This is a genomic window from Hydrogenophaga bisanensis, assembly GCF_042665135.1.
Taxonomy (GTDB): Bacteria; Pseudomonadota; Gammaproteobacteria; order Burkholderiales; family Burkholderiaceae_C; genus Hydrogenophaga; species Hydrogenophaga bisanensis.
This window is the reverse complement of record NZ_JBHTBX010000008.1, coordinates 43,332-67,724: the sequence shown is the minus strand read 5'-3', so window position 1 is coordinate 67,724 and position 24,393 is coordinate 43,332. Positions and strand designations below refer to the sequence as shown.

General features: G+C 65.6%; 24 protein-coding genes. 20 read left to right on the top strand and 4 right to left on the bottom strand.

What is annotated here, in order from left to right; translation table 11 throughout:
• Positions 1 to 23: 23 nt before the first annotated feature.
• On the bottom strand, positions 24 to 464 hold the full coding sequence (gene fur, locus ACFQNJ_RS12930; RefSeq protein ID WP_374639731.1) for a ferric iron uptake transcriptional regulator: 441 nt from the start codon (positions 462 to 464) through the stop codon (positions 24 to 26).
• Between the two features lie 159 nt (positions 465 to 623).
• Between fur and ACFQNJ_RS12925 the strand changes: the two genes are divergently transcribed.
• From ACFQNJ_RS12925 to holA, 8 genes are all read left to right on the top strand, one after another.
• Complete coding sequence (locus tag ACFQNJ_RS12925; RefSeq protein ID WP_382258053.1) at positions 624 to 1,211, top strand: outer membrane protein assembly factor BamE; 588 nt, start codon at positions 624 to 626, stop codon at positions 1,209 to 1,211.
• A complete protein-coding gene (gene dapB / locus ACFQNJ_RS12920) occupies positions 1,208 to 2,029 on the top strand; it encodes a 4-hydroxy-tetrahydrodipicolinate reductase (protein WP_382258050.1) in 822 nt (273 codons plus the stop codon). The genes ACFQNJ_RS12925 and dapB overlap by 4 nt, the downstream gene beginning before the upstream one ends.
• 30 nt (positions 2,030 to 2,059) lie before the next feature.
• Positions 2,060 to 2,725, top strand: a complete 666-nt coding sequence (locus ACFQNJ_RS12915; protein WP_382258047.1) for a MotA/TolQ/ExbB proton channel family protein — start codon at positions 2,060 to 2,062, stop codon at positions 2,723 to 2,725.
• 8 nt (positions 2,726 to 2,733) lie between these two features.
• Positions 2,734 to 3,186 carry an ExbD/TolR family protein gene (locus tag ACFQNJ_RS12910; RefSeq protein WP_382258044.1) on the top strand — a complete coding sequence of 151 codons (453 nt, stop codon included), beginning with the start codon at positions 2,734 to 2,736 and terminating at the stop codon, positions 3,184 to 3,186.
• Positions 3,187 to 3,358: 172 nt separating this feature from the next.
• Positions 3,359 to 3,754: a hypothetical protein gene (locus ACFQNJ_RS12905; RefSeq protein WP_382258041.1), complete on the top strand. Its 396-nt coding sequence runs from the start codon at positions 3,359 to 3,361 to the stop codon at positions 3,752 to 3,754.
• A gap of 175 nt (positions 3,755 to 3,929) precedes the next feature.
• Positions 3,930 to 6,605 carry a leucine--tRNA ligase gene (gene leuS, locus ACFQNJ_RS12900; protein WP_382258038.1) on the top strand — a complete coding sequence of 892 codons (2,676 nt, stop codon included), beginning with the start codon at positions 3,930 to 3,932 and terminating at the stop codon, positions 6,603 to 6,605.
• 35 nt (positions 6,606 to 6,640) lie between these two features.
• Positions 6,641 to 7,186, top strand: a complete 546-nt coding sequence (locus ACFQNJ_RS12895; RefSeq protein ID WP_382258035.1) for an LPS-assembly lipoprotein LptE — start codon at positions 6,641 to 6,643, stop codon at positions 7,184 to 7,186.
• Positions 7,186 to 8,238 (top strand): DNA polymerase III subunit delta, encoded by a 1,053-nt coding sequence (gene holA, locus ACFQNJ_RS12890; protein WP_374639740.1) that lies wholly within the window; start codon positions 7,186 to 7,188, stop codon positions 8,236 to 8,238. The genes ACFQNJ_RS12895 and holA overlap by 1 nt, the downstream gene beginning before the upstream one ends.
• 6 nt (positions 8,239 to 8,244) lie before the next feature.
• Here the strand turns inward: holA and ACFQNJ_RS12885 are convergent, their stop codons facing one another.
• Positions 8,245 to 9,222 (bottom strand): AraC-like ligand-binding domain-containing protein, encoded by a 978-nt coding sequence (locus tag ACFQNJ_RS12885; protein WP_382258032.1) that lies wholly within the window; start codon positions 9,220 to 9,222, stop codon positions 8,245 to 8,247.
• 188 nt (positions 9,223 to 9,410) lie between these two features.
• On the opposite strand from ACFQNJ_RS12885, the gene ACFQNJ_RS12880 reads away from it, so the two are divergent.
• From ACFQNJ_RS12880 to ACFQNJ_RS12825, 12 genes are all read left to right on the top strand, one after another.
• Positions 9,411 to 10,607, top strand: a complete 1,197-nt coding sequence (locus ACFQNJ_RS12880; protein WP_382258029.1) for an amino acid ABC transporter substrate-binding protein — start codon at positions 9,411 to 9,413, stop codon at positions 10,605 to 10,607.
• Between the two features lie 12 nt (positions 10,608 to 10,619).
• Positions 10,620 to 11,522: a branched-chain amino acid ABC transporter permease gene (locus ACFQNJ_RS12875; RefSeq protein WP_382258027.1), complete on the top strand. Its 903-nt coding sequence runs from the start codon at positions 10,620 to 10,622 to the stop codon at positions 11,520 to 11,522.
• Positions 11,519 to 12,547, top strand: coding sequence for a branched-chain amino acid ABC transporter permease (locus tag ACFQNJ_RS12870; protein ID WP_382258024.1), 1,029 nt, complete (start codon positions 11,519 to 11,521; stop codon positions 12,545 to 12,547). The genes ACFQNJ_RS12875 and ACFQNJ_RS12870 overlap by 4 nt, the downstream gene beginning before the upstream one ends.
• The gene (locus ACFQNJ_RS12865) at positions 12,537 to 13,331 is read left to right on the top strand and encodes an ABC transporter ATP-binding protein (RefSeq protein ID WP_382258021.1); all 795 of its coding nucleotides are present in this window, start codon (positions 12,537 to 12,539) and stop codon (positions 13,329 to 13,331) included. The genes ACFQNJ_RS12870 and ACFQNJ_RS12865 overlap by 11 nt, the downstream gene beginning before the upstream one ends.
• Entirely contained in the window at positions 13,328 to 14,128 is an 801-nt protein-coding gene (locus tag ACFQNJ_RS12860; protein WP_382258018.1) for an ABC transporter ATP-binding protein, read from the top strand. Before ACFQNJ_RS12865 ends, ACFQNJ_RS12860 begins: the two co-directional genes overlap by 4 nt.
• Before the next feature lie 31 nt (positions 14,129 to 14,159).
• Positions 14,160 to 15,614, top strand: a complete 1,455-nt coding sequence (locus tag ACFQNJ_RS12855) for an aldehyde dehydrogenase (protein ID WP_382258015.1) — start codon at positions 14,160 to 14,162, stop codon at positions 15,612 to 15,614.
• Between the two features lie 35 nt (positions 15,615 to 15,649).
• Complete coding sequence (locus tag ACFQNJ_RS12850; RefSeq protein WP_382258012.1) at positions 15,650 to 16,930, top strand: glutamate-5-semialdehyde dehydrogenase; 1,281 nt, start codon at positions 15,650 to 15,652, stop codon at positions 16,928 to 16,930.
• A 105-nt stretch (positions 16,931 to 17,035) separates the two neighbouring features.
• On the top strand, positions 17,036 to 18,328 hold the full coding sequence (gene gshA, locus ACFQNJ_RS12845) for a glutamate--cysteine ligase (protein ID WP_382258009.1): 1,293 nt from the start codon (positions 17,036 to 17,038) through the stop codon (positions 18,326 to 18,328).
• A 134-nt stretch (positions 18,329 to 18,462) separates the two neighbouring features.
• Positions 18,463 to 20,331 carry a potassium transporter Kup gene (locus tag ACFQNJ_RS12840; RefSeq protein ID WP_374641838.1) on the top strand — a complete coding sequence of 623 codons (1,869 nt, stop codon included), beginning with the start codon at positions 18,463 to 18,465 and terminating at the stop codon, positions 20,329 to 20,331.
• 24 nt (positions 20,332 to 20,355) lie between these two features.
• Complete coding sequence (locus ACFQNJ_RS12835) at positions 20,356 to 21,546, top strand: benzoate/H(+) symporter BenE family transporter (protein ID WP_382258006.1); 1,191 nt, start codon at positions 20,356 to 20,358, stop codon at positions 21,544 to 21,546.
• Positions 21,543 to 22,490 carry a glutathione synthase gene (gene gshB / locus ACFQNJ_RS12830; RefSeq protein WP_374641834.1) on the top strand — a complete coding sequence of 316 codons (948 nt, stop codon included), beginning with the start codon at positions 21,543 to 21,545 and terminating at the stop codon, positions 22,488 to 22,490. Before ACFQNJ_RS12835 ends, gshB begins: the two co-directional genes overlap by 4 nt.
• Before the next feature lie 153 nt (positions 22,491 to 22,643).
• Complete coding sequence (locus ACFQNJ_RS12825; protein WP_382258003.1) at positions 22,644 to 23,186, top strand: hypothetical protein; 543 nt, start codon at positions 22,644 to 22,646, stop codon at positions 23,184 to 23,186.
• A gap of 15 nt (positions 23,187 to 23,201) precedes the next feature.
• On the opposite strand, the gene ACFQNJ_RS12820 is transcribed toward ACFQNJ_RS12825, so the two are convergent.
• Complete coding sequence (locus ACFQNJ_RS12820) at positions 23,202 to 23,534, bottom strand: SMR family transporter (RefSeq protein ID WP_382258000.1); 333 nt, start codon at positions 23,532 to 23,534, stop codon at positions 23,202 to 23,204.
• 9 nt (positions 23,535 to 23,543) lie between these two features.
• Positions 23,544 to 24,371, bottom strand: coding sequence for an ABC transporter permease (locus tag ACFQNJ_RS12815; RefSeq protein ID WP_374641828.1), 828 nt, complete (start codon positions 24,369 to 24,371; stop codon positions 23,544 to 23,546).
• Between the last annotated feature and the right edge of the window lie 22 nt (positions 24,372 to 24,393).

Genomic DNA, 24,393 nt, shown 5'->3' with positions numbered 1-24,393 from the left:
GATCGGCCTCAGGTTCCGGATGCTCAGCGCGGCCCGCTGGTGCCGCGATGCGGGCAATTGGTCTTGCTGCAGCTGGCGTAGAGCGACAACGCGTGCTCTTGAAGCACGAACCCCCTGGACTTGGCCACCTGCTGCTGGCGCTTCTCGATCTCCGGATCGAAAAACTCCTCCACCCGACCGCAGTCGAGGCACACCAGGTGGTCATGGTGCTGCCCCTGATTCAGCTCATAGACTGCCTTCCCGGATTCGAAGTTGCTGCGCGTCAGCAGCCCCGCCTGTTCGAATTGCATCAGCACGCGGTACACCGTGGCCAGACCGATGTCCGAACGTTCATCGAGCAAGGTGCGGTACACGTCCTCTGCCGTCATGTGCCGCTGCTTCGCGTTCTGGAAGACTTCCAGGATCTTCAGCCGCGGCAGCGTGGCCTTCAGGCCGGTGCTCTTGAGTTCTTCGATGTTGGACATGGCAGGATCGGAAGTGGGCGGTGGCGGAGCGTGTCCTGAGCCGAGCGGCTTTGGGCACCCCAAGGCTACAATGGCCGGATCATATCGCCAGCGCACGCTGCCTGTGCCATCGACCACCTGCCGGTGGGGCCTTCAGCGTGTGCCCAACTGGTCCGACGCATGCCGAATCTTCCGATCCACCGTACCGGCGGGCACACACCGGGACGCCTTGCAGGCCGCCTGGCCCTGATCCTGGTCACCGTCGCACTGGGCGCCTGCTCTTCTGTGCGGGAGCGCCTGCCCGATGTGTCCGCGACCATCATCACACCCTACAAGATCGACATCGTGCAGGGCAACGTGGTCACCCGCGAACAGGCCGAGGTGCTCAAGCCGGGCATGGCGCGGGCCCAGGTCCGGGACATCCTGGGGACCCCGCTGGTGGCCAGTGTCTTCCACGCCAACCGATGGGACTATGTCTTCACGTTTTCCCGTCAGGGCCAGGAGCCGCAGCGGCGCCGGCTGACGGTGTTCTTCAAGGATGACGTGCTGGAGAAGGTCGATGCCGACCCGCTCCCGTCCGAGACCGAGTTCGTCGCTTCGTTGGACGTCAGGCGTCGCCCGGGCAAGGCGCCAGCCCTGGAGGCCACACCCGAGCAGCTCAAGAACTTCGCCGAGCGCAATGCCGCCTCGCCGGCATCCTCGGCGCCCGCACCGGCAGCCCCTTCCACCAGCTACCCCCCCCTGGAATCCCCCGGAGTCAGTCGATGAATGCCCCGTCCCAGAAGCCGCACCGCGTGTGCATTGCCGGTGCCAGTGGCCGCATGGGCCGCATGCTCATCGAAGCGGTCCTGGCCAGCGACGATTGTGTGCTGTCGGGCGCGCTGGACGTACCGGGCAGCCCAGCCGTCGGGCAGGATGCCGGCGCGTTTGCCGGCAAGCTCACCGGGATTGCCATCACCGATGACCTGGCCCAAGGCCTCGCCGCCAGCGACGTTCTGATCGACTTCACCCGTCCGGAGGGCACCATGGCCCACCTGCGCGCATGCGCCGCGCATGGCGTCGGGCTGGTGATCGGCACCACTGGATTTTCGCAGGAGCAGAAGGCCGAGATCGCCGAAGCGGCGAAGCAGGTGCCCGTCATGATGGCGCCCAACATGAGCGTGGGGGTCAATGTCACCCTCAAGCTTTTGCAGATGGCGGCCAAGGCCCTGTCCACCGGGTACGACATCGAAATCATCGAGGCCCATCACCGTCACAAGGTGGACGCCCCCAGCGGCACCGCCCTCAAGATGGGCGAGGTCATCGCCGAGGCGCTCGGTCGGGACCTGAAGGATTGCGCAGTGTACGCCCGCGAGGGTGTGACGGGCGAACGCGATCCTTCCTCCATCGGGTTTGCCACCATCCGGGGCGGTGACATCGTGGGGGACCACACGGTGCTGTTTGCCGGCACGGGCGAGAGGATCGAGATTTCGCACAAATCGTCCAGCCGGGCCACGTATGCGCAGGGCAGCCTGCGGGCCGTGCGCTTCCTGGCCGGACGGTCGTCGGGTCTCTATGACATGTTCGATGTGCTGGGCTTGCGCTGACCTGCGCCCTGCCAACGGGGGAGTCTGGGCATGAATGGCGTCTGGCAGACCATCTGGCAGGAGGGTGACCTGGTCAGCCGGGGTGTCGCCTTGCTGTTGCTGGGCATGTCTGTGGCCAGCTGGGTCGTGATTCTCTGGAAGGGGTGGTTGCTGCGACGCGCGACCCGTGGCTTGGAGCGCGCGGTCAAGGTGTTCTGGGATGCCTCCGATCTTGAAGCTGCACGGCAGTCGCTGGCCGGCCGCGATCCGATACGTCTGGTGTCGCCGCTGCTGGCCGCGGCGCAGTCGCTCGCCCAGGTGGGGGCGGGCACCCTGGCGGCTGCGGGTGACCGGTCCCAGCAGCTGACCCGGGTGCTGCGGGATGCGTTGCACCGCATTCTTCACCGGTTGCAGTTCGGTCAGGTGTTGCTGGCCACCGTCGGCTCCACCGCACCCTTCGTGGGGCTGCTGGGGACGGTCTGGGGCATTTACCACGCCCTGACGGAGATCGGGGCTGACGGGCGTTTTCGCATCGAGCAGGTGTCCGGCCCCGTGGGTGAGGCCCTGGTGATGACGGCCGCCGGCCTGGCTGTGGCCATTCCCGCGGTGCTGGCCTACAACGTGCTGGGGCGTCAGATCGGCCGGATCGAGGCTGAGCTCGAAGGCTTTGCACGCGACCTGCGCGAGTTGCTGGTGCACCAGCAAGGCGACCTCTGAGCCGTCCCATGGCCTTCGGACGTCTGGACAAACCGGCGGGCCATCAGCCCATCAGCGACATCAACGTCACGCCGCTGGTCGACGTGATGCTCGTTCTTCTGGTCATCTTCATCATTTCCGCACCGCTCATGGCCAGCCGCCTGGAAATGGAGCTCCCTGAGGTCGCCACGCCTGTGCGCTCGGACACGGTTGAGGATGAGGCCTACGTCACCGTGGCCCTTGATGCCCAAGGGCAAGCCTACTGGGATGACCAGCCGCTCAGTGATGAACAGCTGAGCCAGCGCATGACCCAGGCGGCGCAGGTCGACCGCCGTACCGAAGTGCGGCTGCGGGCCGACCAGCGGGTACCCCATGGCCGGGTGATGCAGCTCATGGCCATCGCGCAGCAAGCCGGACTGGCCAGGATGGGATTCGTCACCGATCCCTCGGCCCGTTCTGCAGCGCCAGAGGGGGGCCGTTGAGGTTTCTGTCCCGACCTCGTGTCGGGACAGCGCGGCTGCGCCGCAACACTTGTGCACCGATCCATGGCGGTGGGCAGAGGGCTGTGCTATAAAAGTTTGATATGAGCGGGCTCACGGTGGTGCAGCCCGATGTCATTGGGGTGAGCATCACCAGCATACAAGGAGCATGTGAATGAAGCAGGGATTCCATCCGGTGGGACGCCGGACCGTGGCCCGTGTGGTCTTGGCCGGTCTGGTCGGTTTGGCATTGGCCGGCTGCGGCAGCGACGACGCCAACGACGATGGTTCGGGGGGGGAGGCACAGGGTGTATTCAACCTGCGTGCTGCTTATGACCGCATTGGGCCCGGCATGAACCAGGAACAGGTGATTGCCATCGTTGGTCAACAGCCCCAGGCTCGGTACCGTGTGACTTCCAACAGCACAGACTACCTGGTGCTGGATTGGTCTAACTACTCCAACGCAGCATCCGAGAATGTTCAGGTCTACCTGCAGCCCAATGGGTTGACCTATTCCGCCAAGTACGTCCTGCAGGGCAGTCGCGTCGTCAACGACATCAAGTATTTCTGATGGTTGGTTGGGCTGAGTCCTGAATCAGTGCAGCCCTGACCGTGCCTAAGCGCCACAGGCCCTAAAATCACAGAGAATCGGCTTTCGAGCCACCGTCTCTTGCGGGACGGTGGCTCGCAGCTTTTCTGCCCCTACCCGTCCTCTCCCATTCGCGAGGCCGCTGGCCTGTTGCACCATGCAAGACAAATACGCCCACCAGGATGTCGAGCGCGCCGCGCACGCCCACTGGAACGCCACCGATGCCTACCGCGTGACCGAAGACGCGGGCAAGAAGAAGTTCTACGCCTGCTCCATGCTGCCCTACCCCAGCGGCAAGCTGCACATGGGCCATGTGCGCAACTACACGATCAACGACATGCTCACGCGCTACCTGCGCATGAACGGCCACAACGTGCTGATGCCCATGGGCTGGGACGCCTTCGGTCTGCCGGCCGAGAACGCGGCGCTCAAGAACGGCGTGCCGCCGGCGAAATGGACTTACGACAACATTGCCTACATGAAGCAGCAGATGCAGGCGATGGGGCTGGCCATCGACTGGTCGCGCGAGGTCGCCACCTGCTCGCCGGACTATTACAAGTGGAACCAGTGGCTGTTCCTGAAGATGCTGGACAAGGGCATCGCCTACCGCAAGACCCAGATCGTCAACTGGGACCCGGTGGACCAGACCGTGCTGGCCAACGAGCAGGTGATCGACGGCCGTGGCTGGCGCACCGGCGCGCTGGTGGAAAAGCGTGAGATCCCGGGCTATTACCTGAACATCACGGCTTACGCCGATGAACTGCTCAACCATGTGCAGATCGGCAACGACAAGGCCACACTCAACGGCTGGCCCGACAAGGTCCGCCTGATGCAGGAGAACTGGATCGGCAAGAGCGAGGGTGTGCGCTTTGCCTTCACGCATGACATCAAAGGCTCGGATGGCACGCTGATCGGCGACGGCCGCATGTACGTGTTCACCACGCGTGCCGACACCATCATGGGCGTGACCTTCTGCACCGTGGCGCCCGAACACCCGTTGGCCCAGCACGCGGCCGCGACCAATGCCAAGCTGGCCGCCTTCATCGAAGAGTGCAAGAAAGGCGGCACGACCGAGGCCGAGCTGGCGACGCAGGAAAAACTGGGCATGGCCACTGGCCTGTTCGTCACCCACCCGCTGACCGGCGCGCAGGTCGAGGTCTGGGTCGGCAACTACGTGCTCATGAGCTACGGTGACGGCGCCGTGATGGGTGTGCCGGCACACGACGAGCGCGACTTCGCGTTCGCGCTGAAGTACCAGCTGCCGATCAAACAGGTGGTCTCTGTCGAGGGCGAAACCTTCTCGACCGACGCCTGGGCCGACTGGTACGGCGACAAGCTCAAGTGCGTGTGCGTCAACTCCGGCGTGCTTGACGGTTTGCCGTACAAGGCGGCTGTGGACAAGGTCGCGTCGCTGTTGGCCGAGAAGGGCTTGGGCGAGAAAAAGACCACCTTCCGCCTGCGCGACTGGGGCATCAGCCGCCAGCGCTACTGGGGTACGCCGATCCCCATCATCCATTGCGAGTCTTGCGGCCCGGTGCCGGTGCCCGAGAAGGACCTGCCGGTGCGCCTGCCCGAGGATCTGGTGCCGGACGGCAGTGGGAACCCGCTGAACAAGTGCGAGGCCTTCCTGAAGGTCGACTGCCCCTGCTGCGGCAAGCCCGCGCGTCGCGAGACCGATACCATGGACACCTTCGTGGACTCGTCCTGGTACTTCATGCGCTATTGCGACCCGACCAACCCGGACGCCATGGTCGCGGGCGGCGCGGACTACTGGATGCCGATGGACCAGTACATCGGCGGCATCGAGCACGCCATCCTGCACCTGCTGTACGCGCGCTTCTGGACCAAGGTCATGCGCGACTTGGGCCTGGTAAAAGTGGACGAGCCCTTCACCAAGCTGCTGACGCAGGGCATGGTGCTCAACCACATCTACTCGCGCCGCACCGAGAAGGGCGGCAAGGAGTATTTCTGGCCGCACGACGTGGAGCATGTGCTGGACGAGGGCGGCAAGATCGTCGGCGCGAAGCTGAAAAACGCGGTTGGCGATCTGCCGGTGGGCACGGCCATCGACTATGAGGGCGTGGGCACCATGTCCAAGTCCAAGAACAACGGCGTCGATCCGCAGGACCTGATCGAGAAGTACGGCGCCGACACCGCGCGCCTGTACACCATGTTCACCGCCCCGCCCGAGGCCACGCTGGAATGGAACGACGCGGCGGTGGAGGGCAGCTACCGCTTCCTGCGCCGTGTCTGGGGCTTCGGTCACAAGCTCAGTGCCGTGGGTGGCCTGGGTGCGCTTGCGGCTGGCGTGTCGGGGCAGAGCCTGTCCAAGGCGGCCAAGGCTCTGCGTCTGGAGATTCACACCGTGCTCAAGCAGGTGGATTACGACTACCAGCGCATGCAGTACAACACGGTGGTCTCGGGCGCGATGAAGATGCTCAACGCGCTGGAAGACTTCAAGGCCGATGGATCCAGCGGTGACAACGCGGCGCTGGCGGAAGGCTTCGGCATACTCCTGCGCTGTCTCTACCCGGCCACGCCGCACATCACCCACACGCTGTGGAGCGAGCTCGGCTATGCCGCCACCGTTGGCGACCTTCTCGATGCGCCTTGGCCCCGAGCCGACGAGGCCGCGCTGCAGCGCGATGAGATCGAGCTGGTGCTGCAGGTCAATGGCAAGCTGCGCGGCAGCGTGACCGTGCCGGCCGGAGCCGACAAGGCCGCCATCGAGGCCGCCGCCCTGGCCAGCGAGGCCTTCCAGAAGGCCGCCAACGGCGCGGCGCCCAAGAAGGTCGTCGTGGTACCGGGACGCCTCGTGAACGTGGTGGTATAAAAAGCCGTTCAGTGTCCAACCCTCAGGCGATATTCATGGCTTCTACGCGCGTTTCTTCCCCCGGTCGACGTCAGCTGCTGCGTCTGGGGGCCACCGTGGCACTGGGCGCTGGAGCCGTCAGCTTGGGGGGCTGCGGCTTCGCCCTGCGACAGGCGCCCAAATTTGCATTTACTTCTCTGCGCGTCAGCGGAGCCATGGGTGGGGTTGCGCGTTCGCTGCAGCGCGAACTGGGATCCACCGGTCTTCAGATCGTGACCGCAGCGCGGCCTGCCGGAGACACGGCTGCGCCGCAGGTGGTGCTGAACGTGCTGATCGATCGCCGCGAGCGGGTGGTCGTGGGCAAGCTGGCCAATGGGCAGGTGCGCGAGCTTGAGCTGCGTTATCGTTTCCGTTTCAACCTGACCACGCCGTCCGGTCGTGTCTTGCTGGAGGAGGATGAGATCCTGATCGAGCGAGACCTCTCCTTCTCGGAGGAGGCAGTACTGGCCAAGGTGGCCGAAGAGCAAGCCATATTCAACGACATGCAGGGCGACGTGGTGCAACAGGTCATGCGCCGCCTGGCATCGGTCAAGTCGGTCTGATGCAGCTGGCGGCGACGCAGCTGACGGCGCACCTGCAGCGCGGGCTGCGCAGCCTGTACACCGTGCATGGCGACGAGCCGCTGCTCGTGCAGGAGACCTGTGACGCCATCCGGTCGGTCGCACGCGCCCAAGGGTATACCGAGCGCACTGTGCACACGGTGGCTGGCGCGCACTTCGACTGGAGCGAGGTGCTGGCCAGTGGCGGATCGCTCAGCCTGTTTGCCGACCGGCAGCTGATCGAGGTGCGCATCCCCTCGGGCAAGCCCGGCAAGGACGGGTCTCAGGCGCTCCAGCAGATGGCTGAGGCGGCGCAGGGCAGTGATTCGGTGCTGACCCTGGTGGTCCTTCCCCGGCTCGATGGCATGACGCTCAAGGGGGCCTGGTTCGGTGCCCTGGAGGCCAATGGGGTCACGCTCAAGATTGATCCGGTCGAGCGTCAGGCCTTGCCCGCCTGGATTGCCCAGCGCCTGCAGTTGCAGGGGCAACATGTCGCGGCCGGCGAGGCCGGGCAGCGGACGCTGCAGTTCTTTGCCGACCGGGTCGAGGGCAACCTGCTGGCGGCGCACCAGGAGATCCAGAAGCTGGGCCTGCTGTTCCCGGCCGGCGAGCTGTCGTTCGATCAGGTGGAGAGCGCGGTCCTCAATGTGGCCCGCTACACGCCCTTCAAGCTGGCCGAGGCCGTGCTGGCGGGTCAGCTGCTGCGTGTGCAGCGCATGCTCGACGGGCTTCAGGCCGAAGGCGAGGCGCCGGTGCTGGTGCACTGGGCCCTGGCCGAGGACATCCGTACCCTGCATCGGGTTCGGCTGTCGCTGGATGCCGGACGGCCCTTGCCGGTGGCGCTGCGCGAAAGCCGGGTCTGGGGCGTCAAGGAGCGCCTGATGGAGCGGATTCTGCCCCTGCTGTCATCGGCCACGCTGGGCAAGTGGCTGGACGACGCGCACACCGTCGATGGCATCGTCAAGGGGCTCAAGGCCGAGGGCTGGCCCGCTGATCCCTGGCTGGCTTTGCAGCAGATGGCGATGCGGGTGACCCGCGCCTGCGTGGTGCGCTGAACACCCCTAGGCGCGGCAGCGCTCCTGCTCTCGCCTTTGAGCAGCCAGCCGGAAGTCGCTCGGCGACAGACCCGCATGTTCGCGGAACACGCGGCTGAAATGGGCCCCGCTGTTGAACCCCCAGGAAAAGGCGATGTCGGTGATCGACCGGTGGTCCATGGCCGGGTTGCGAAGATCGCGCATGCAGGCCTGCAGGCGCCGGCGCAGGATGTAGTGGGCTGGCGTGTCGTCCTCGTCGCTGAAGGCGTTGTAGAGGTGGCGCTTGCTGCAGTTGAGCGCCTGCGCGATGCCTTCGATGGACAGCGCCGGATCCTGGAGGTGCTGTCCGATGTGGGCGCGCACGCGGTCCCGGAAGGCTTCGAGCTGCGTGGCTGAGGATTCGCGGCCAGCCAGTTCCTGCAGCGACAGGCGCACCAGTTCCAGGATCAGATTGCCGGCCCCCTGAGCCGCGTCACTGGTCATGCTGGGCAGTTCCCGGAAGGTGCTGCGCATCGTGTCCAGCGCCACCCGCGAGATGCCGCAGCTGCCACCGACATGGCGACCCATCAGCGGGTCCAGGCGCAGTCCGCGTTCGGTCAGCTGTTCCTTGGGCAACATCACGATCAGATGCTCGGCGCGCTCGGGATTGCCCACCTCGTAGCTCCCGGTGGTGTCGTAGATGGCCCAACCCCCCGGGCGGACCCAGGCCTGGCGTCCACGTTGTTCGACGGCCGCCACGCCTTGCCAGGGGGCGACGATCTTGAGGTAGCTGGCCTCGCTCTGGCGGGCAGATTGTGGCCGACGGATCACCCGGTGGCGGTTGGCTTCCAGCCGGGTCAGCACCACATCGCCGGCGCGGGCGGTCTGCACATGCCCTTCGAACTCGGTGTCGCCATACAGGTCGGACTCAAGGCCGAAAAACAGGCTGGACATCCAGTCACGCCAGAGCGCCGCACGCTCGCTGGCGGGCGCCGCGTCGGTGGTCAGGGTGGTGGCGTCGGGCATGGCGGGCTCCTCGGGTGGTCAGAAATTATGGAAGCGATGCGGAGTCCCCGGCGACGCCATGGACGAGGGTTATCCCGTATCGCTGTGCACGTTTGGACAAGCGGTTTGTGCAGTCTCAGCAAAGTCGATGGCGTCTTCGGTCCCTAGCATCAGGGCCTGGTTGCAACCACCCCCAGAGGAGACACACCATGGCCCAACCCACTCGCCGCGTCATCATCCAGGGCGCCGCCGCTGCCGTCGGCACCCTGTCCTTTGCTCCCCACCTGCTGGCCCAGTCCGGGCCGGTCCGCATTGGCTACGCGATGGCCCGCACCGGTCCCTGGACCGGTGGTGCGCAGACGAGCCAGGAACCCAACTACCTGCTGTGGGCCGAGCAGCAGAATGCCGCCGGCGGTCTGGATGTCAAGGGTGTGAAGCGCCCCATCGAGCTCATCAGCTCCGATGATCGCAGCGATGTGGAAACCTGTGTCCGCACCTACCAGAAGCTGATGGCCAGCGACAAGGTGGACCTGATCCTGCCGCCCTGGGGCAGCAACGCCAACTTCGCGGTCGCCCCGCTGGCCAACCGCCTGGGTTATCCCTTCCTGGCACCGACGGCACTGTCGCAGAAGCTGATCGACATGAAGCTGCCGTACTTCTTCTCGCTCCTGCAGCAGCCCCGGCGCATGTGCAATGCGCTGGTCGACATGCTCAAGGCCAACGGCGTGAAGACCGTGGCCCTGATCTATGTGGACGATCTGTTCGGTCTGGAGAACTTTGCCGCGTTCAAGGTGGCGCTGCAGGGGACGGGCATCAGCCTGGTGGAGGACAAGAGCTACCCTGGGGGCGTCAAGGACCTGTCTCCGGTGCTGCGCTCGATGAAGGACAAGAGTCCGGATGCCTTTGTCGGCTTCACCTATCCGCCCGACACCATCCTGGCCAGCAAGCAGGCCAAGGAGGTGGGCTTCAATCCGAAGTTCTTCTACGCCTCGGTCGGCACAGCCTTCCCGCTCTACAAGAACGTGATGACTCCTGCCGGTGCCGAGGGTGTGCTGGGCATGGGCTCGTGGAACACCAAGACCAGTGCCGGCGCGAAGGCCTATTTCGATGCGCACGTGGCCAGCCAGAAGAAAGAGCCGGACCGCTGGGCCAGTGGCGCCTGCTGGGCCGGGCTGGAAATCCTGACGGCCGCGGTCAAGCAGGTCGGCCTGGACCGCAAGGCCATCCGCGACCATGTGGCCGGTCGCACCCACAAGACCATCCTGGGCGACATCCGCTTCGAGGGCAGCGAAAACGTGGGCACGCCCGGGACGGTGGGCCAGTGGCAGAACGGCGAGTTCGAGGTGGTGTGGCCGAAACAGGTGGCCACGGCCAGCCTCAATCCTGCCAAGCCAGCCTGGAAGTGACACCGGGGTCGCATGTCATTTCCCGCCTGGCTTGAACTGATCGCCTCCGGTCTGATCACCGGAGGGATCTACGCACTGGTCGCCCTGGGACTGAACCTCCAGTACGGCCTGATGCGCATTCTCAACATTGCGCACGGCGAGTTCCTGATGGTCGGTGCCTTTCTGACCTGGATGGTGCAGACCCAGTTCGGGCTCACGCCCCTGCTCATGATTCCGGTGTCGTTTGCCTTGCTGATGGTGCTGGGCCTGGCGGTGCACTGGCTGTGCTTCCGTCGCCTGACCGCGACCTCACCCAATCTCGATGTGTTCGAGGCCCGGGGCCTGATGGTCGCCTTCGGGCTGATGTTCCTGGTGCAGAACCTGATCTCCTACACCTGGGGCGGTGATCTGCGCGGCTACGACTACCTGACCGATCCCGTGGTGGTGCCGCTGCCGGGCGGACAGGCCCAGTTTGCGGCCAACAAGCTGCTGGTGTTCGCGTTGGCGCTGGCGTTTGCTGGTGCCCTGATTGCACTGCTGCGCATGACCTTGCTGGGCAAGGCGGTGCGGGCGCTGATGCAGTCATCCACAGGGGCGCAGCTGGTGGGCATTGACACACGGCGCCTGCATCCGCTGATGTTCGGCATTGGCCTGGGTCTGTCGGGTGTGGCCGGTTGCCTGCTGTCCATGGCCTACACGATCAGCCCCTCGATGGGAGAGCCTTACACGGTCACGGCGCTGATCGTCATCACCCTGGGTGGCTTCGGCAGCATGGGTGGGGCATTGGCGGGCGGTCTGCTGCTGGGTGTCATCGAGGCCATTGGCATGCATTTCACCAACCCCTCGCTCAAGGCCCTGCTGAGCTACGTCGTCTTCATCGGCGTGCTGCTGCTGCGCCCTGAAGGCCTGTTCGCGCGAAAGACCCGAAAAGCATGACGCCCCGGCAATTGTTCACCCGTGACGGGCTGGTCCTGCTCGCCTTTGCCGGCTGGGCGCTGGCCATCCCTGGCCTGGCCAGCGAATTCGTGGTGTCGATGGCATTGACCTGCCTGATGTATGTCGCGCTGTCGTCCAGTTGGTCGATGTTCTGCGGCACGACGCGTTACCTGTCGCTGGCGACCTCGGCATTCTTCGGCATCGGTGCCTACACCAGTGCGCTGCTGCTGGAGAGCCTGCCCTGGGCGTCCGTCGTTGCCCTGGGGGCACTGGTGGCCGCGGTGGTGGCGGTGGTCATGGGGGCCGCGGTGCTGCACCTGCGTGGCACCTATTTTGCGGTGCTCACCTTTGGCATGACCGAGCTGATCCGCCATGCCATCAGCTATTTCGAGAAGAGCGTGACCGGCACGGTCGGGCGCGTGCTGGTCGTCGTGCCCGATGACCAGACGGTCTATCTCACCGTGCTGGTGGTGGCGGTTCTGGCGGTCGGTCTGTCCATCGTGGTGCGACGCACGCGCTTTGGGTTGGCCATGGCGGGCATTGGGGCCGATGAACAGCGCGCACAGACCCTGGGGGTGAACACCCGCGTGGTCAAGGTCGCAGGATTTGCACTCACCGCCGCGGTGGCCGGTGCGGTGGGAGCAGCCATGTCGGTGCGATGGACCTACATCGATCCCCACACCGTCTTCAATCCCTTCATCGGCTTTCAGACCGTGCTGATTGCATTGATTGGTGGTGCCATGACCCTGTGGGGCCCGCTGATCGCCGCGATCGTCTTCAGTGTGCTGGCCGAGACACTGCGCCTGCAGGTGCCGCAGCTGTACATGATGTCGCTGGGGGTGCTGCTCATCCTGTCGGTGTTGTACCTGCCGGGCGGGCTGGCCTCGCTGCGCGGGCAGACCTTCCGGGACTGGGGACAGGCCAGCCGGCAATGGTGGCGCGAACTGCGGGAGGATCTCGGTGGTGAGACAGCGCGCCGAAAGGCTGCGCAGAAGAAGCAACGGGAGCGTGCGAATGTCTTCTGACGCTCACGTGAAGCCCTTGCTCGATGCCCGTGAAGTCACGGTGCGCTTCGGTGGCCTGACCGCGGTGGACCACGCGGATGCCGTCTTCATGCCGGGTGAACTGGTCGGCATCATCGGCCCCAACGGCGCGGGCAAGACCACCTTCTTCAACGCCATTTCGGGCGTGATCCGGCCGACCAGCGGGCAACTGCTGCTCGAAGGCCGTGACCTGAGCGGCCAGGCCCCGCACCGCTTTGCTGCGCGCGGGTTGGCACGCACCTTCCAGACGCCGCGTGTCTTCGGCGACATGCCGGTGCGCGAGAACATTGCGTTCGGCCTGAAGTTCGCCGGCCGCCGGCCGAAGCGCTTCTGGTGGTGGGGCGAAGAGGCGGCCGTGCCCTGGGCGCTGCGGTCGCCCGAGAGCATTCTGGCGCTGATCGGTCTGTCGGATCAGGCCGACCTGCCGGCCGCCGCCATCACGCCTTCGCAGCAGCGTCTGCTGGAAATCGGCATGGCGCTGGCCACGCGCCCACGCCTGCTGCTGCTCGATGAGGTGGCTGCCGGCCTGACCGAGGCCGAGGTGGAGGCCATGGCCCAGCTGATCCGCCGTCTGCGCGATGAGCTGGACCTGACCGTGGTCTGGATCGAGCACGCGGTGACCACGCTGCTGAGGCATGTGGAGCGGGTGATCGTGCTGCACCAGGGACGCAAGATTGCCGACGACACCCCGGCCGCCGTGGTGCGCAACCCCGAGGTGATCGAGGCCTATCTGGGCGACGAAATGAGCGAGGAGGCCACCGCATGATGTGGTACCGCGATACCCCGTTTGTGCTGGGTGGCACGCCGCAGGCGCACCTGAAGGTGCAGGACCTGAGCGCCGGCTACGGCGCCTTCCTGGTGCTGCGTGACCTGAGTCTGGAGGTCAGGCCTGGTCTGACCGTGGTGCTGGGCCCCAACGGTGCGGGCAAGACCACACTGCTCAAGGCGCTCAACGGCCTGATCCGCCGCCAGGGCGTGGTCACGCTCGATGGCGAGGACCTGCCCGAGAAAACCGACCGCATCGTCAAGGCCGGTGTGGCCCTGGTGGCCGAAGGCCGTCAGCTGTTTCCGCAGATGACGGTGCTGGAGAACCTGGAACTGGGCGGCTGGCTGTGTCCCAAGGCCGAGCGCGCGCGCCGGCTGGAGCAGGCGTTTGTCGACTTTCCCAAACTGCGCGACCGCGCCCAGCAGCTGGCCGGCACCATGAGCGGTGGCGAGCAGCAGATGGTGGCCGTGGCGCGCGCCATGATGAGCGCGCCCCGCCTGCTGATGCTGGACGAGCCTTCACTGGGTCTGGCGCCCCGCATGGTCGATGAACTGCTCGGCATTGCCCGCCGGATCGCCGACAGCGGCACCACCGTGCTCATGGTCGAGCAAAACGTCAAGAAAGCCCTGGCAGTGGCCGACCGTGGCTACGTGCTCGAACGCGGCGCACTGGTGGCCAGCGGGCCGGCGAAGCTGCTCGCACGCTCCACCGTGGTGCGCGAGGCCTACCTGGGCGCTGCCACCGCACCGTCGACCCCCGTATCCCCCACCGCCGCGCGCGCGACCGCCGCGGCCTGACCCCGTTTTCCAATAACACAGGAGAGAAACCATGTCCGATCTGTCCATGCTCATCAACGGCCTGAAGGTGTCGGCCGAACACGGCGCCAGCTTCGAACGGCGAAATCCGCTCGATGGCAGCGTGGCCACACGTGCCCCCGCTGCATCGCCGGCCGATGCCGTGATGGCGGTGGAGGCAGCGGCCGAAGCCTTCAAGACCTGGAGCGAGACCGGCCCGTCCGAGCGCCGCACCCTGCTGCTCAAGGCCGCCGACGCGCTGGAGGCCAAGACGCCTCAGTTCATCGAGGCGGTCGCGGCAGAGACCGGCGCCACCGCGATGTGGGCGGGCTTCAACGCCCATCTGGCGGCCGGCATGCTGCGCGAGGCCGCTGCCCTGACCACCCAGGTGGCCGGTGAGGTGATCCCGTCGGACGTGCCTGGCAGCCTGGCCATGGGCGTGCGCCAGCCAGCCGGTGTGGTGCTGGGCATCGCCCCCTGGAACGCGCCCATCATCCTTGGTGTGCGCGCGATTGCCACGCCGCTGGCCTGTGGCAACACCGTGATCCTGAAGGGCAGCGAGAACTGTCCGCGCACCCACGGCCTGATCATCGAGGCTTTGCAGGACGCGGGCTTCCCGCCCGGCGTGGTGAACTACGTGACCAATGCCCCGGCCGATGCCGGCGCTGTGGTCGAGGCCATGGTGGCGCACCCGGCGGTGCGGCGGGTGAACTTCACCGGCTCGACCAAGGTGGGCAAGATCATCGCCGCCACCTGCGCGAAGTACCTCAAGCCGGTGGTGCTGGAGCTGGGTGGCAAGGCGCCGCTGGTGGTGCTGGATGACGCCGATCTGGACGATGCGGTCAACGGCGCGGCCTTCGGCTGCTTCGCCAACAGCGGCCAGATCTGCATGAGTACCGAGCGCATCATCGTCGACCAGAAGGTGGCCGACGAATTCGTGAAGAAATTCGGCGAGAAGGCCAGGGCGCTGCCGCTGGGTGACCCCCGCAAACCCGATCCCGTGGTGCTGGGTTCGGTCATCGGCATGAGCACGGTCCATCACTGCAACGCCCTGATCGACGACGCGCTGGCCAAGGGCGCCAAGCTGGTCTGTGGTGGCAAGGTCGAGACCACCCTGATGCCTGCCACGGTCCTGGACCATGTCACACCCGAGATGCGCATCTACCACGAAGAGACCTTCGGGCCGGTCAAGTGCATCGTGCGCGTGAAGGACACGCAGGAGGCGATTGCCTGCGCCAACGACAACGAATACGGCCTGTCGGCCGCGGTGTTCGGCCGTGACATCGCACGGGCTTTCAACGTGGCCCGCAAGATCGATTCCGGTATTTGTCACGTCAACGGACCGACGGTGCACGACGAGGCTCAGATGCCCTTTGGCGGGGTCAAGGGCAGCGGCATCGGCCGCTTCGGTGGCAAGGCCGGCATCGCCGAGTTCACCGACCTGCGATGGATCACGGTGCAGACCACGCCGCGCCACTACCCCTTCTGATGCGCGAGAGGGGCCGGAGGTGAGAAAATCGCGGGATGAACGCGACATCCACCTCCGAACTGATGAACACCCTGGGCAGCCAGGCCAAGGCCGCGTCGGCGCTCATGGCCAAGGCCGGCGCCGCGACCAAGGTCAAGGCGCTGCGCGAACTGGCGCGGCTGCTGCGCGAGAACGTGGCGCCGCTGCAGGTGGAGAACGCCAAGGACCTGGAGCGCGCCCGTGCCGCCGGTCTGGCCGAGCCGATGGTGGACCGGCTCAAGCTCACGCCCAAGGTGCTGGAGACCTGTGCCGAAGGCTGCGAGCAGCTGGCCGCGATGCCCGACATCATCGGCGAGATCATGGGTATGAAGCAGCAGCCCAGCGGCATCCGCGTGGGCCAGATGCGGGTGCCCATCGGCGTGTTCGGCATGATCTACGAAAGCCGCCCGAACGTGACCATCGAGGCCGCCAGCCTGTCGATCAAGAGCGGCAACGCCTGCATCCTGCGCGGCGGTTCCGAGGCGATCGATTCCAACCGCGCGCTGGCCGCGCTGGTGCAGCAGGCCCTGGTGGCCGCGGGCCTGCCGGCCGACGCGGTGCAACTGGTGCCGACCACCGACCGCGCCGCCGTGGGCCAGTTGATTGCCATGCCGCAGTACGTGGACGTGATCATCCCGCGCGGTGGCAAGGGACTGATCGAGCGCATCAGCGCCGAGGCCAAGGTGCCCGTCATCAAGCATCTCGACGGCAACTGCCACACCTACGTGGACGACCCTTGCGACATCGCCATGGCGGTCAAGGTGGCGGACAACGCCAAGACGCAGAAGTACAGCCCCTGCAACGCCACCGAAAGCCTGCTGGTGGCGCGTGGCGTCGCGTCCGAGTTTCTGCCGAAGATCGGTGCCGTCTACGCGGCCAAGGGCGTGGAGATGCGTGGCTGCCCGGAGGCTCTGGCCATTCTGGCAGACGTGCCCGGTGCGAGCACGCGGCCCGCGACCGAGCAGGACTGGGCGGAGGAATACCTCGCGCCGGTGGTCAGCGTGAAGATCGTGGATGGTGTGGACGAGGCCATCGCCCACATCAACCGCTATTCCAGCCACCACACCGAGGCCATCCTTACCACCGACCATATCCATGCCCAGCGCTTCCTGCGCGAGGTCGATTCGGCCAGCGTCATGGTGAATGCGAGCACCCGCTTCGCCGATGGCTTCGAGTACGGGCTGGGCGCTGAAATCGGCATCAGTACCGACAAGTTTCATGCCCGCGGCCCGGTGGGTGTCGAGGGACTGACCTCGCTGAAATACGTGGTGCTGGGCGAAGGCGAAATCCGCACCTGAGCGGGACTTGCAAGTCCGGGGTTCGGCCCCACATCCGACCTTTGCGGGTCATGTCCAGTCCCTACAATGGACTGGTCGCCCGTTTTCCTCCGCAAAGGTCCTCCCATGGTTCCCCATCTTGTCACTGCCCTGAACGGTCCGATCAACGAACTGGAGCAGCGGATCCTGGAGTCCACGCCGGTGATCGAGCGCTGGTTCCGTCTCGAGTGGATGGAGCACACCCCGCCCTTCTACACCTCGGTGGACGTGCGCAATGCCGGTTTCAAGCTCGCGCCGGTGGACACCAACCTGTTTCCGGCTGGCTGGAACCACCTGACGCCCGAGATGATGCCGCTGGCGGTGCAGGCGGCCATGGCGGCCATCGAGAAGATCTGCCCCGAGGCCAAGAACCTGCTGCTGATTCCCGAGAACAGCACCGACACCTTCTACCTGAGCAACCTGGCGCAGTTGCAGCGCATCTTCTACCAGGCGGGCCTGAATGTCCGCCTGGGTTCGCTGTCGCCCGAGATCGACACGGCGCGCACCTTCGAGCTGCCCGGTGGCGAGTCGGTCACCCTGGAGCCGCTCGTGCGCAGCAAGCGGCGCCTGGGGCTCAAGCATTTCGACCCGTGCACCATCCTGCTCAACAACGACCTGAGCGCAGGGGTGCCCGGCATGCTGGAAGACCTGCACGAACAGTACCTGCTGCCGCCGCTGCACGCTGGCTGGGGCACGCGCCGCAAGAGCAACCACTTCAAGGCCTACGAAGAGGTCGCCAAGCGTTTTGGCAAGCTGCTGGGCATGGACCACTGGCTGATCAACCCGATGTTCAGCCAGTGCGGTGAGGTCAACTTCGCCGAGGAGCGTGGACTCGAGTGCCTGCGCAGCAACACCGATGCCCTGCTGACCAAGATCCGCCGCAAGTACAAGGAATACGGCATCAACGAGAAGCCCTTCGTCGTCATCAAGGCCGACAACGGGACCGGTGGACTGGGCATCCTGACGGTTCGCGATGTCAAGGACATCGATGCGATGACGCCGGCGGTGCGCGAGCGCATGGCCACCGTACAGGCGGGGCAAACGGTTTCCGAGGTCATCATCCAGGAAGGTGTGCTGACCAACGAGCGCATCAACGCGGCCGTGGCCGAGCCGGTGGTCTACATGATGGACCGCTACGTGGTGGGGGGCTTCTACCGGGTGCATGCCCAGCGCGGCACCGATGAAAACCTCAATGCGCCGGGTGCGAGCTTCGTGCCGCTGGCTTTCGAGCAGAGCGCGCAGCTGCCCCAGCCGGGTGTCAAGCCTGGGGCCAGCGTGCCCAACCGCTTCTACATGTACGGTGTGATCGGTCGCCTGGCCATGCTGGCGGCGGCTTACGAACTTGAGGCGACCGACCCGGACGCCGAGAACTACGACTGAGTTGCTGCGGCGCAACACGTTTTTGGCCGCCTGACGGCAGGGCTCCTTGGCCCTGATGATTTTTCGGGCGGGCAGGCGCAGAATCGGCGGCTTCGAGGCAACGGTTCCGGATGATTCACCGTCCGGACGCATCTGTGTCATCCAGCAAATCGTCTCTGGCGGCGCTCACCCTGGGCGCCATCGGCGTGGTCTATGGCGACATCGGCACCAGCGTGCTGTATGCCGTCAAGGAAGTCTTTGGCTCCGGTCACGTGCCTTTCACGCACGCCAATGTCTACGGTGTGCTCTCCATCATCTTCTGGACGCTGACCGTCATCGTCTCGCTCAAGTACGTCACCCTCGTGCTGCGGGCGGACAACGGCGGTGAAGGGGGCCTGATCGCCATGCTGGCCCTGGCTTCGCAGGCGGTCAAGGACAAGCCGGTGCTGCGCCAGCGCCTGCTGGTGGTGGGCATCTTCGGCACCTCGCTGTTCTACGGGGACGGTGTCATCACCCCGGCCATCTCGGTGCTGTCGGCGGTCGAAGGCCTGGAGGTGGTCTCGCCCAACTTCCGCAAGGCGGTGCTGCCGCTGACCCTGGTCATCCTGTTTGTACTCTTCGCGGTGCAAAAGCGCGGAACCGGGGGGATCGGCAAGTTCTTCGGCCCCATCACGCTGGTCTGGTTTGCGACGATCGCCCTGCTGGGGATCTACCAGATCATCGATCACCCCGAGATCCTGGCGGCCCTGAGTCCGCATCACGCGTTGCGCTTCATGTGGGAGCAGCCGGGCATCACCTTCATCATCCTGGGGGCGGTGGTGCTGTGCGTGACCGGGGGGGAGGCCCTATATGCCGACATGGGGCATTTCGGGCGCAAGCCCATCCGCCTGGCCTGGTTCTCTGTGGTCATGCCCTGTCTGACCATCAACTACTTCGGGCAAGGGGCGCTGCTGCTGGCAGATCCCGAGGCGGTGAAGAACCCCTTCTTCAACATGGCACCCGACTGGCTGCAACTGCCCCTGGTGGGGCTGGCGACCATGGCCACCGTGATTGCCTCGCAGGCGCTCATCTCGGGGGCCTTCAGCGTCACCAAGCAGGCCATCCAGCTGGGCTATCTGCCGCGCCTGCACATCCGGCACACGAGCGTCAAGGACACCGGGCAGATCTACATCCCCCTGGTCAACTGGGGACTGTTCGTGGCCATCGTGCTGGCGGTCGGCCTGTTCAAGTCCTCGTCCAACCTGGCGTCGGCCTATGGCATCGCCGTCACCCTGGACATGCTCATCACCACGATCCTGACCTTCTTCGTGATCCGACACGGCTGGCGCTACCCCCTGCTGCTGTGCCTGCTGGCCACCGGCTGGTTCTTCGTGATCGATCTGGCCTTCTTTGCCTCCAACCTGCTCAAGCTGTTCGAAGGGGGCTGGTTCCCGCTGGTGATCGGCGGCATCGTCTTCACCCTGATGATGACCTGGAAGCAGGGCCGCGCCCTGATGGCCAAGGCACAGGCTGCTGACGCCATTGAACTGGGCAGCTTTCTGGACGCCGTCTTCTTCGAGCCACCCACCCGCGTGCCCGGCACCGCGGTGTTCCTGACCGCAGAGACCGGCAGCGTGCCCAATGCCTTGCTGCACAACCTCAAGCACAACAAGGTCCTGCACGAGCAGAACCTGTTCGTCACCGTGCGCGCCCATGAGGTGCCCTGGATCGGTCTGGACAAGCGGCTGGAAGTGGAGCCGCTGGGCCACGATTGCTGGCAGGTGATCATCCACTACGGGTTCAAGAACGACCCGGACGTGCCCAAGGCCCTGGAATCGCTGCGTGGGCGCGGTTGCGAACTCGACCCCATGACGACGAGCTACTTCCTCTCGCGCGAACTGGTGGTGCCGTCGATGGGCGGCGGCATGGCCCCTTGGCGCGAGAAGCTGTTCGCCCAGATGCACCACAACGCGGGCGCGGCGGCGGAGTTCCTGAACCTGCCCAACAACGCGGTGATCGAACTGGGTTCCAAGATCTCGATCTGAGTCCGCAGCCGGCACAATCGCCGGATGCCAAGCTTTTTTCGAGATGTCAACCTGCCGGCTGCGACCGCCGGTTTTGTGGCGGTGCTGGTGGGCTTCACCAGTTCCGTGGCCATCGTGTTCCAGGCGGCGCAGGCCTTCGGTGCCACGCCCGAGCTGATCACGTCGTGGATGTGGGCGCTGGGCCTGGGCATGGGCCTGTGCACCGCCGTGCCGTCGCTGGTGCTGCGCCAGCCGGTGATGGTGGCCTGGAGCACCCCGGGCGCCGCCGTGCTCGCCACGGCCGGTCTCGCCGGTGGCTTTTCGATGGCCGAGGCCGTGGGGGCTTTCATGCTGTGCGCTGCGATGATCGTGCTGGTGGGTGCCACAGGCTGGTTCGAGCGGGTGATGAACCGCATTCCGATGGCGCTGGCCGCCGCCTTGCTGGCGGGTGTGCTGGCGCGCTTCGGTTTGCAGGCGTTTGGCGCGGCCCAGTCCGACTGGCCGCTGGTGGTGCTGATGCTGCTGACCTACCTGATCGGCCGGCGCTGGGCGCCGCGCTATGCGGTGCCGCTGACCTTGCTGGTAGCCGTGGCCTGGGTGCTGGTGCAGGGGCGGCTGCAGACCTCGGCACTGACCCTGGCGTGGGCGCGCCCGGTGTTCACCGCGCCTGTGTTCACGGTGGCTGCGTTCGTCAGCCTGGCCCTGCCACTCTTCATCGTCACCATGGCCTCGCAGAACCTGCCCGGGGTGGCGGCCATCCGCGCGGCCGGCTATGCCATGCCCATCTCGCGCATCATCACCCTGACGGGGGTGGCCACCCTGGTCCTGGCCCCCTTTGGCGCCTTTGCGCTCAACCTCAGCGCCATCACGGCCGCCATCTGCATGGGCGAGGAGGCGCACACCGACCGGAGCAAGCGCTACAGCGCGGCGGTGGTCTGCGGGCTGCTGTACCTGGCGATCGGTCTGGTCGGCGCGGCCGTCACCGGCGTGCTGCTGGCCTTCCCCAAGGAACTGGTGCTGGCGATTGCCGGGCTGGCGCTGCTGGGCAGCATCGGGGGCGGCCTGCATGCCGCCCTGCAGGACGAACGCCATCGCGAGGCCGCCCTGATCACCTTTCTGGTCACCCTCAGCGGCGTGGTGCTCGCCGGCATCGGTTCGGCCTTCTGGGGCGTGGTCGCCGGCGCGATCGCGCTGTTTGTGCAACAGTACGGCATCCGAAAGCACACGACACCATGAACATCCTATTTGTGGCCGATCCGCTGGCCAGTTTCAAGATCTACAAGGACACCACCTTTGCCATGATGCGCGAGCTGCAGCGGCGCGGTCACACCGTGGCCGCCTGCGAGCCCCAGCACCTGCAATGGCAGGGGGGGCAGCCAGTGACTGCGTTGGTGCGGCAGATCCATCTCACCGGCCTGCCCGATGACTGGTACCACGTGACGCATCAGGGGCGCGAAGCGCTCAAGGACTTTGACGCCGTCATCATGCGCAAGGATCCGCCGTTCGACAGCGAGTACTTCTACGCCACCCACCTGCTGGAGCAGGCCGAGCGCGAGGGGGCCCGGGTGTTCAACAAGCCCGCCGCGCTGCGTGACCACCCGGAGAAACTGGCACTGATGGAGTTCGCCCGTTACGCGCCACCCACGCTGGTCACCCGCTCGGCAGAGGCCATTCGTCATTTCCATGCCGAGCACCGGGACATCATCCTCAAGCCGCTGGATGGCATGGGCGGCATGGGCATCTTCCGCGTCGGCCCCGATGGCATGAACCTGGGCTCCATCATCGAGACGCTCAACCAAGGCGGCCACACCACGGTGATGGTGCAACGCTACCTGCCGGAAATTGTCGATGGTGACAAGCGGTTGCTGCTGATCGGCGGGAAGGTGGCGCCCTTCGTGCTGGCCCGCATCCCGCAGGGCGGCGAGGTGCGCGGCAACCTGGCCGCCGGTGGCAAGGGCGTGGCCCAGCCACTGTCGGACGAGAACCGTGCGGTGGCCGAAGCCATCGCGCCGGTGCTGGCGGCGCGCGGTCTGCTGCTGGTGGGGCTGGACATGATCGGCAACTGCGTCACCGAGATCAATGTGACCAGCCCGACCTGCTTCCAGGAAATCACCGATCAGACCGGCTTCGATGTGCCCGCCATGTTCGTCGACGCCCTGGAGGCGGCGTTGGCCGCCTGACGGTCGATTTTTCACGACAGACGGCGATCGTCATCTCGGAAACCCGAATGGTGTAACAAGGTCCTTGATTTCAAAATCTTTTGTTACATAGCCTTGCCCGTCGTTGGGCATTTCGGATCCACCCGTCTTCCGAACTGACAGACCATGAGCGAGATGACATTCGATTTTTTCTCTGCGGCCTTTGCCAAGACCGAGACCGGTCAGCAGGAGATCCAGAAACGTTCCCTGGGCCTTTCGCCCCTCGTGCGCAGGGTGCTGGTCCTAGTGGATGGCCAGCGCTCGGGCAAGGATCTGGCGACTTTTGCCGGCGATGCCAGCATTGACGCCATCCTCGGCGAGTTGGTGGAGAAGGGTTGCATTGAGGCCAAGCCGCGGGAGAAACCCGAAAAGGCGGAGAAGCCGGCACAGGCTGCGCCCGAGGCCCAGGTCCAAGCTCCGGCGTTCCTGGCGCGCTTGCCGGCCCCGGAGGAGCGCTCGGCCGAGCAGAACGAGATGGCGCGCAACTTCATGATCAACACGGTCAACTCGATCTTCGGTCAGCACACCCGCATCTCCCTGATCGAGAACATCGCCCGCGCCCAGGGGACCGAGGGCCTGCGCAAGGTCTACCTGCAGTGGGAGTCGGCCATGGCCGAGAACCGCATCGGTGCCAAGCGCCTGCCCGAACTGCAGGACAAGCTGGTCAACGTGCTCTGACGGCCAGCTGGGCGCTCAGTGGGGTGCCGAGCGCGAGAACAGGTTCAGCACCAGCACGCCGGCAATGATCAGGCCCATGCCGATCAGGCCGGCGAGGTCGATGCGCTGGCCGTAGACGGCAAAGGCCACCAGCGAGATCAGCACGATGCCCAGCCCTGACCACACGGCGTAGGTGATGCCGACGGGAATGCTGCGCAACACCAGCGACAGGCAGTAGAACGACACCCCGTAGCCCACCACGACAATGGCCGATGGCCACAGCCGGGTGAAACCGTCGCTGGCCTTGAGCGCCGTGGTGCCGATGACCTCGGCCACGATGGCGATCGCCAGTGTGAGCCAGGGACTCATGGGGAATCCTCAGAGCTTTTCCGTCTCGCCCGCCTTGGGCTGCCAGGTCATCAGGCGCTTTTCGATCCTGCCCACGAGGGCATCGAGCACCAGGGCGAAGGTGGTCAGCACCAGAATACCGGCCATCACCGTGTTGATGTCGAACTGGCCCTCGGCCTGAAGGATCAGGTAGCCCACACCCTGGCTGGAGCCCAGGTACTCACCAACCACGGCGCCCACAAAGGCCAGACCCACGCTGGTGTGCAGAGAGCTGAACACCCAGCTGGTGGCGCTGGGCAGATAGACATGGCGCAGCAGCTGTTTCTGGCTGGCCCCCAGCATGCGCGCGTTGGCCAGCACCACCGGGCTGACCTCCTTGACACCCTGGTAGACGTTGAAGAAGACGATGAAGAACACCAGCGTGACGCCCAGGGCCACCTTGGAGCCCATGCCCAGTCCGAACCACACCGCGAAGATGGGGGCCAAGATGATGCGGGGCATGGAGTTGAAGGCCTTGATGTAGGGCTCCAGAATGGCCGACGCCATGGGCGAGAGCGCCAGCCACAGGCCACCGCCCAGGCCGGCCACGGCGCCGATGCCGAAGGCCATCACCGTCTCGGCCAGCGTGATCCACAGGTGCTGGTAGATGTCGGCATCGGTCACGAACCAGGCCCAGATGCGTTCGAAGATCTTCAGTGGCTCACCGAAGAAGAATGCCGCCTGCCGGTCGTTGTCGAACATGAACGGCGGGATCAGACCGGGCCTGGTCATCACGTGCCAGAACACGAACAGCAGGACGAGCAGGCCCAGTTGCCAGAGGCGCAGGTTGCCGGGTCGGGGTTGGATCAGCTTCCACATGTCTTGAAATGGTCTCGGTTCG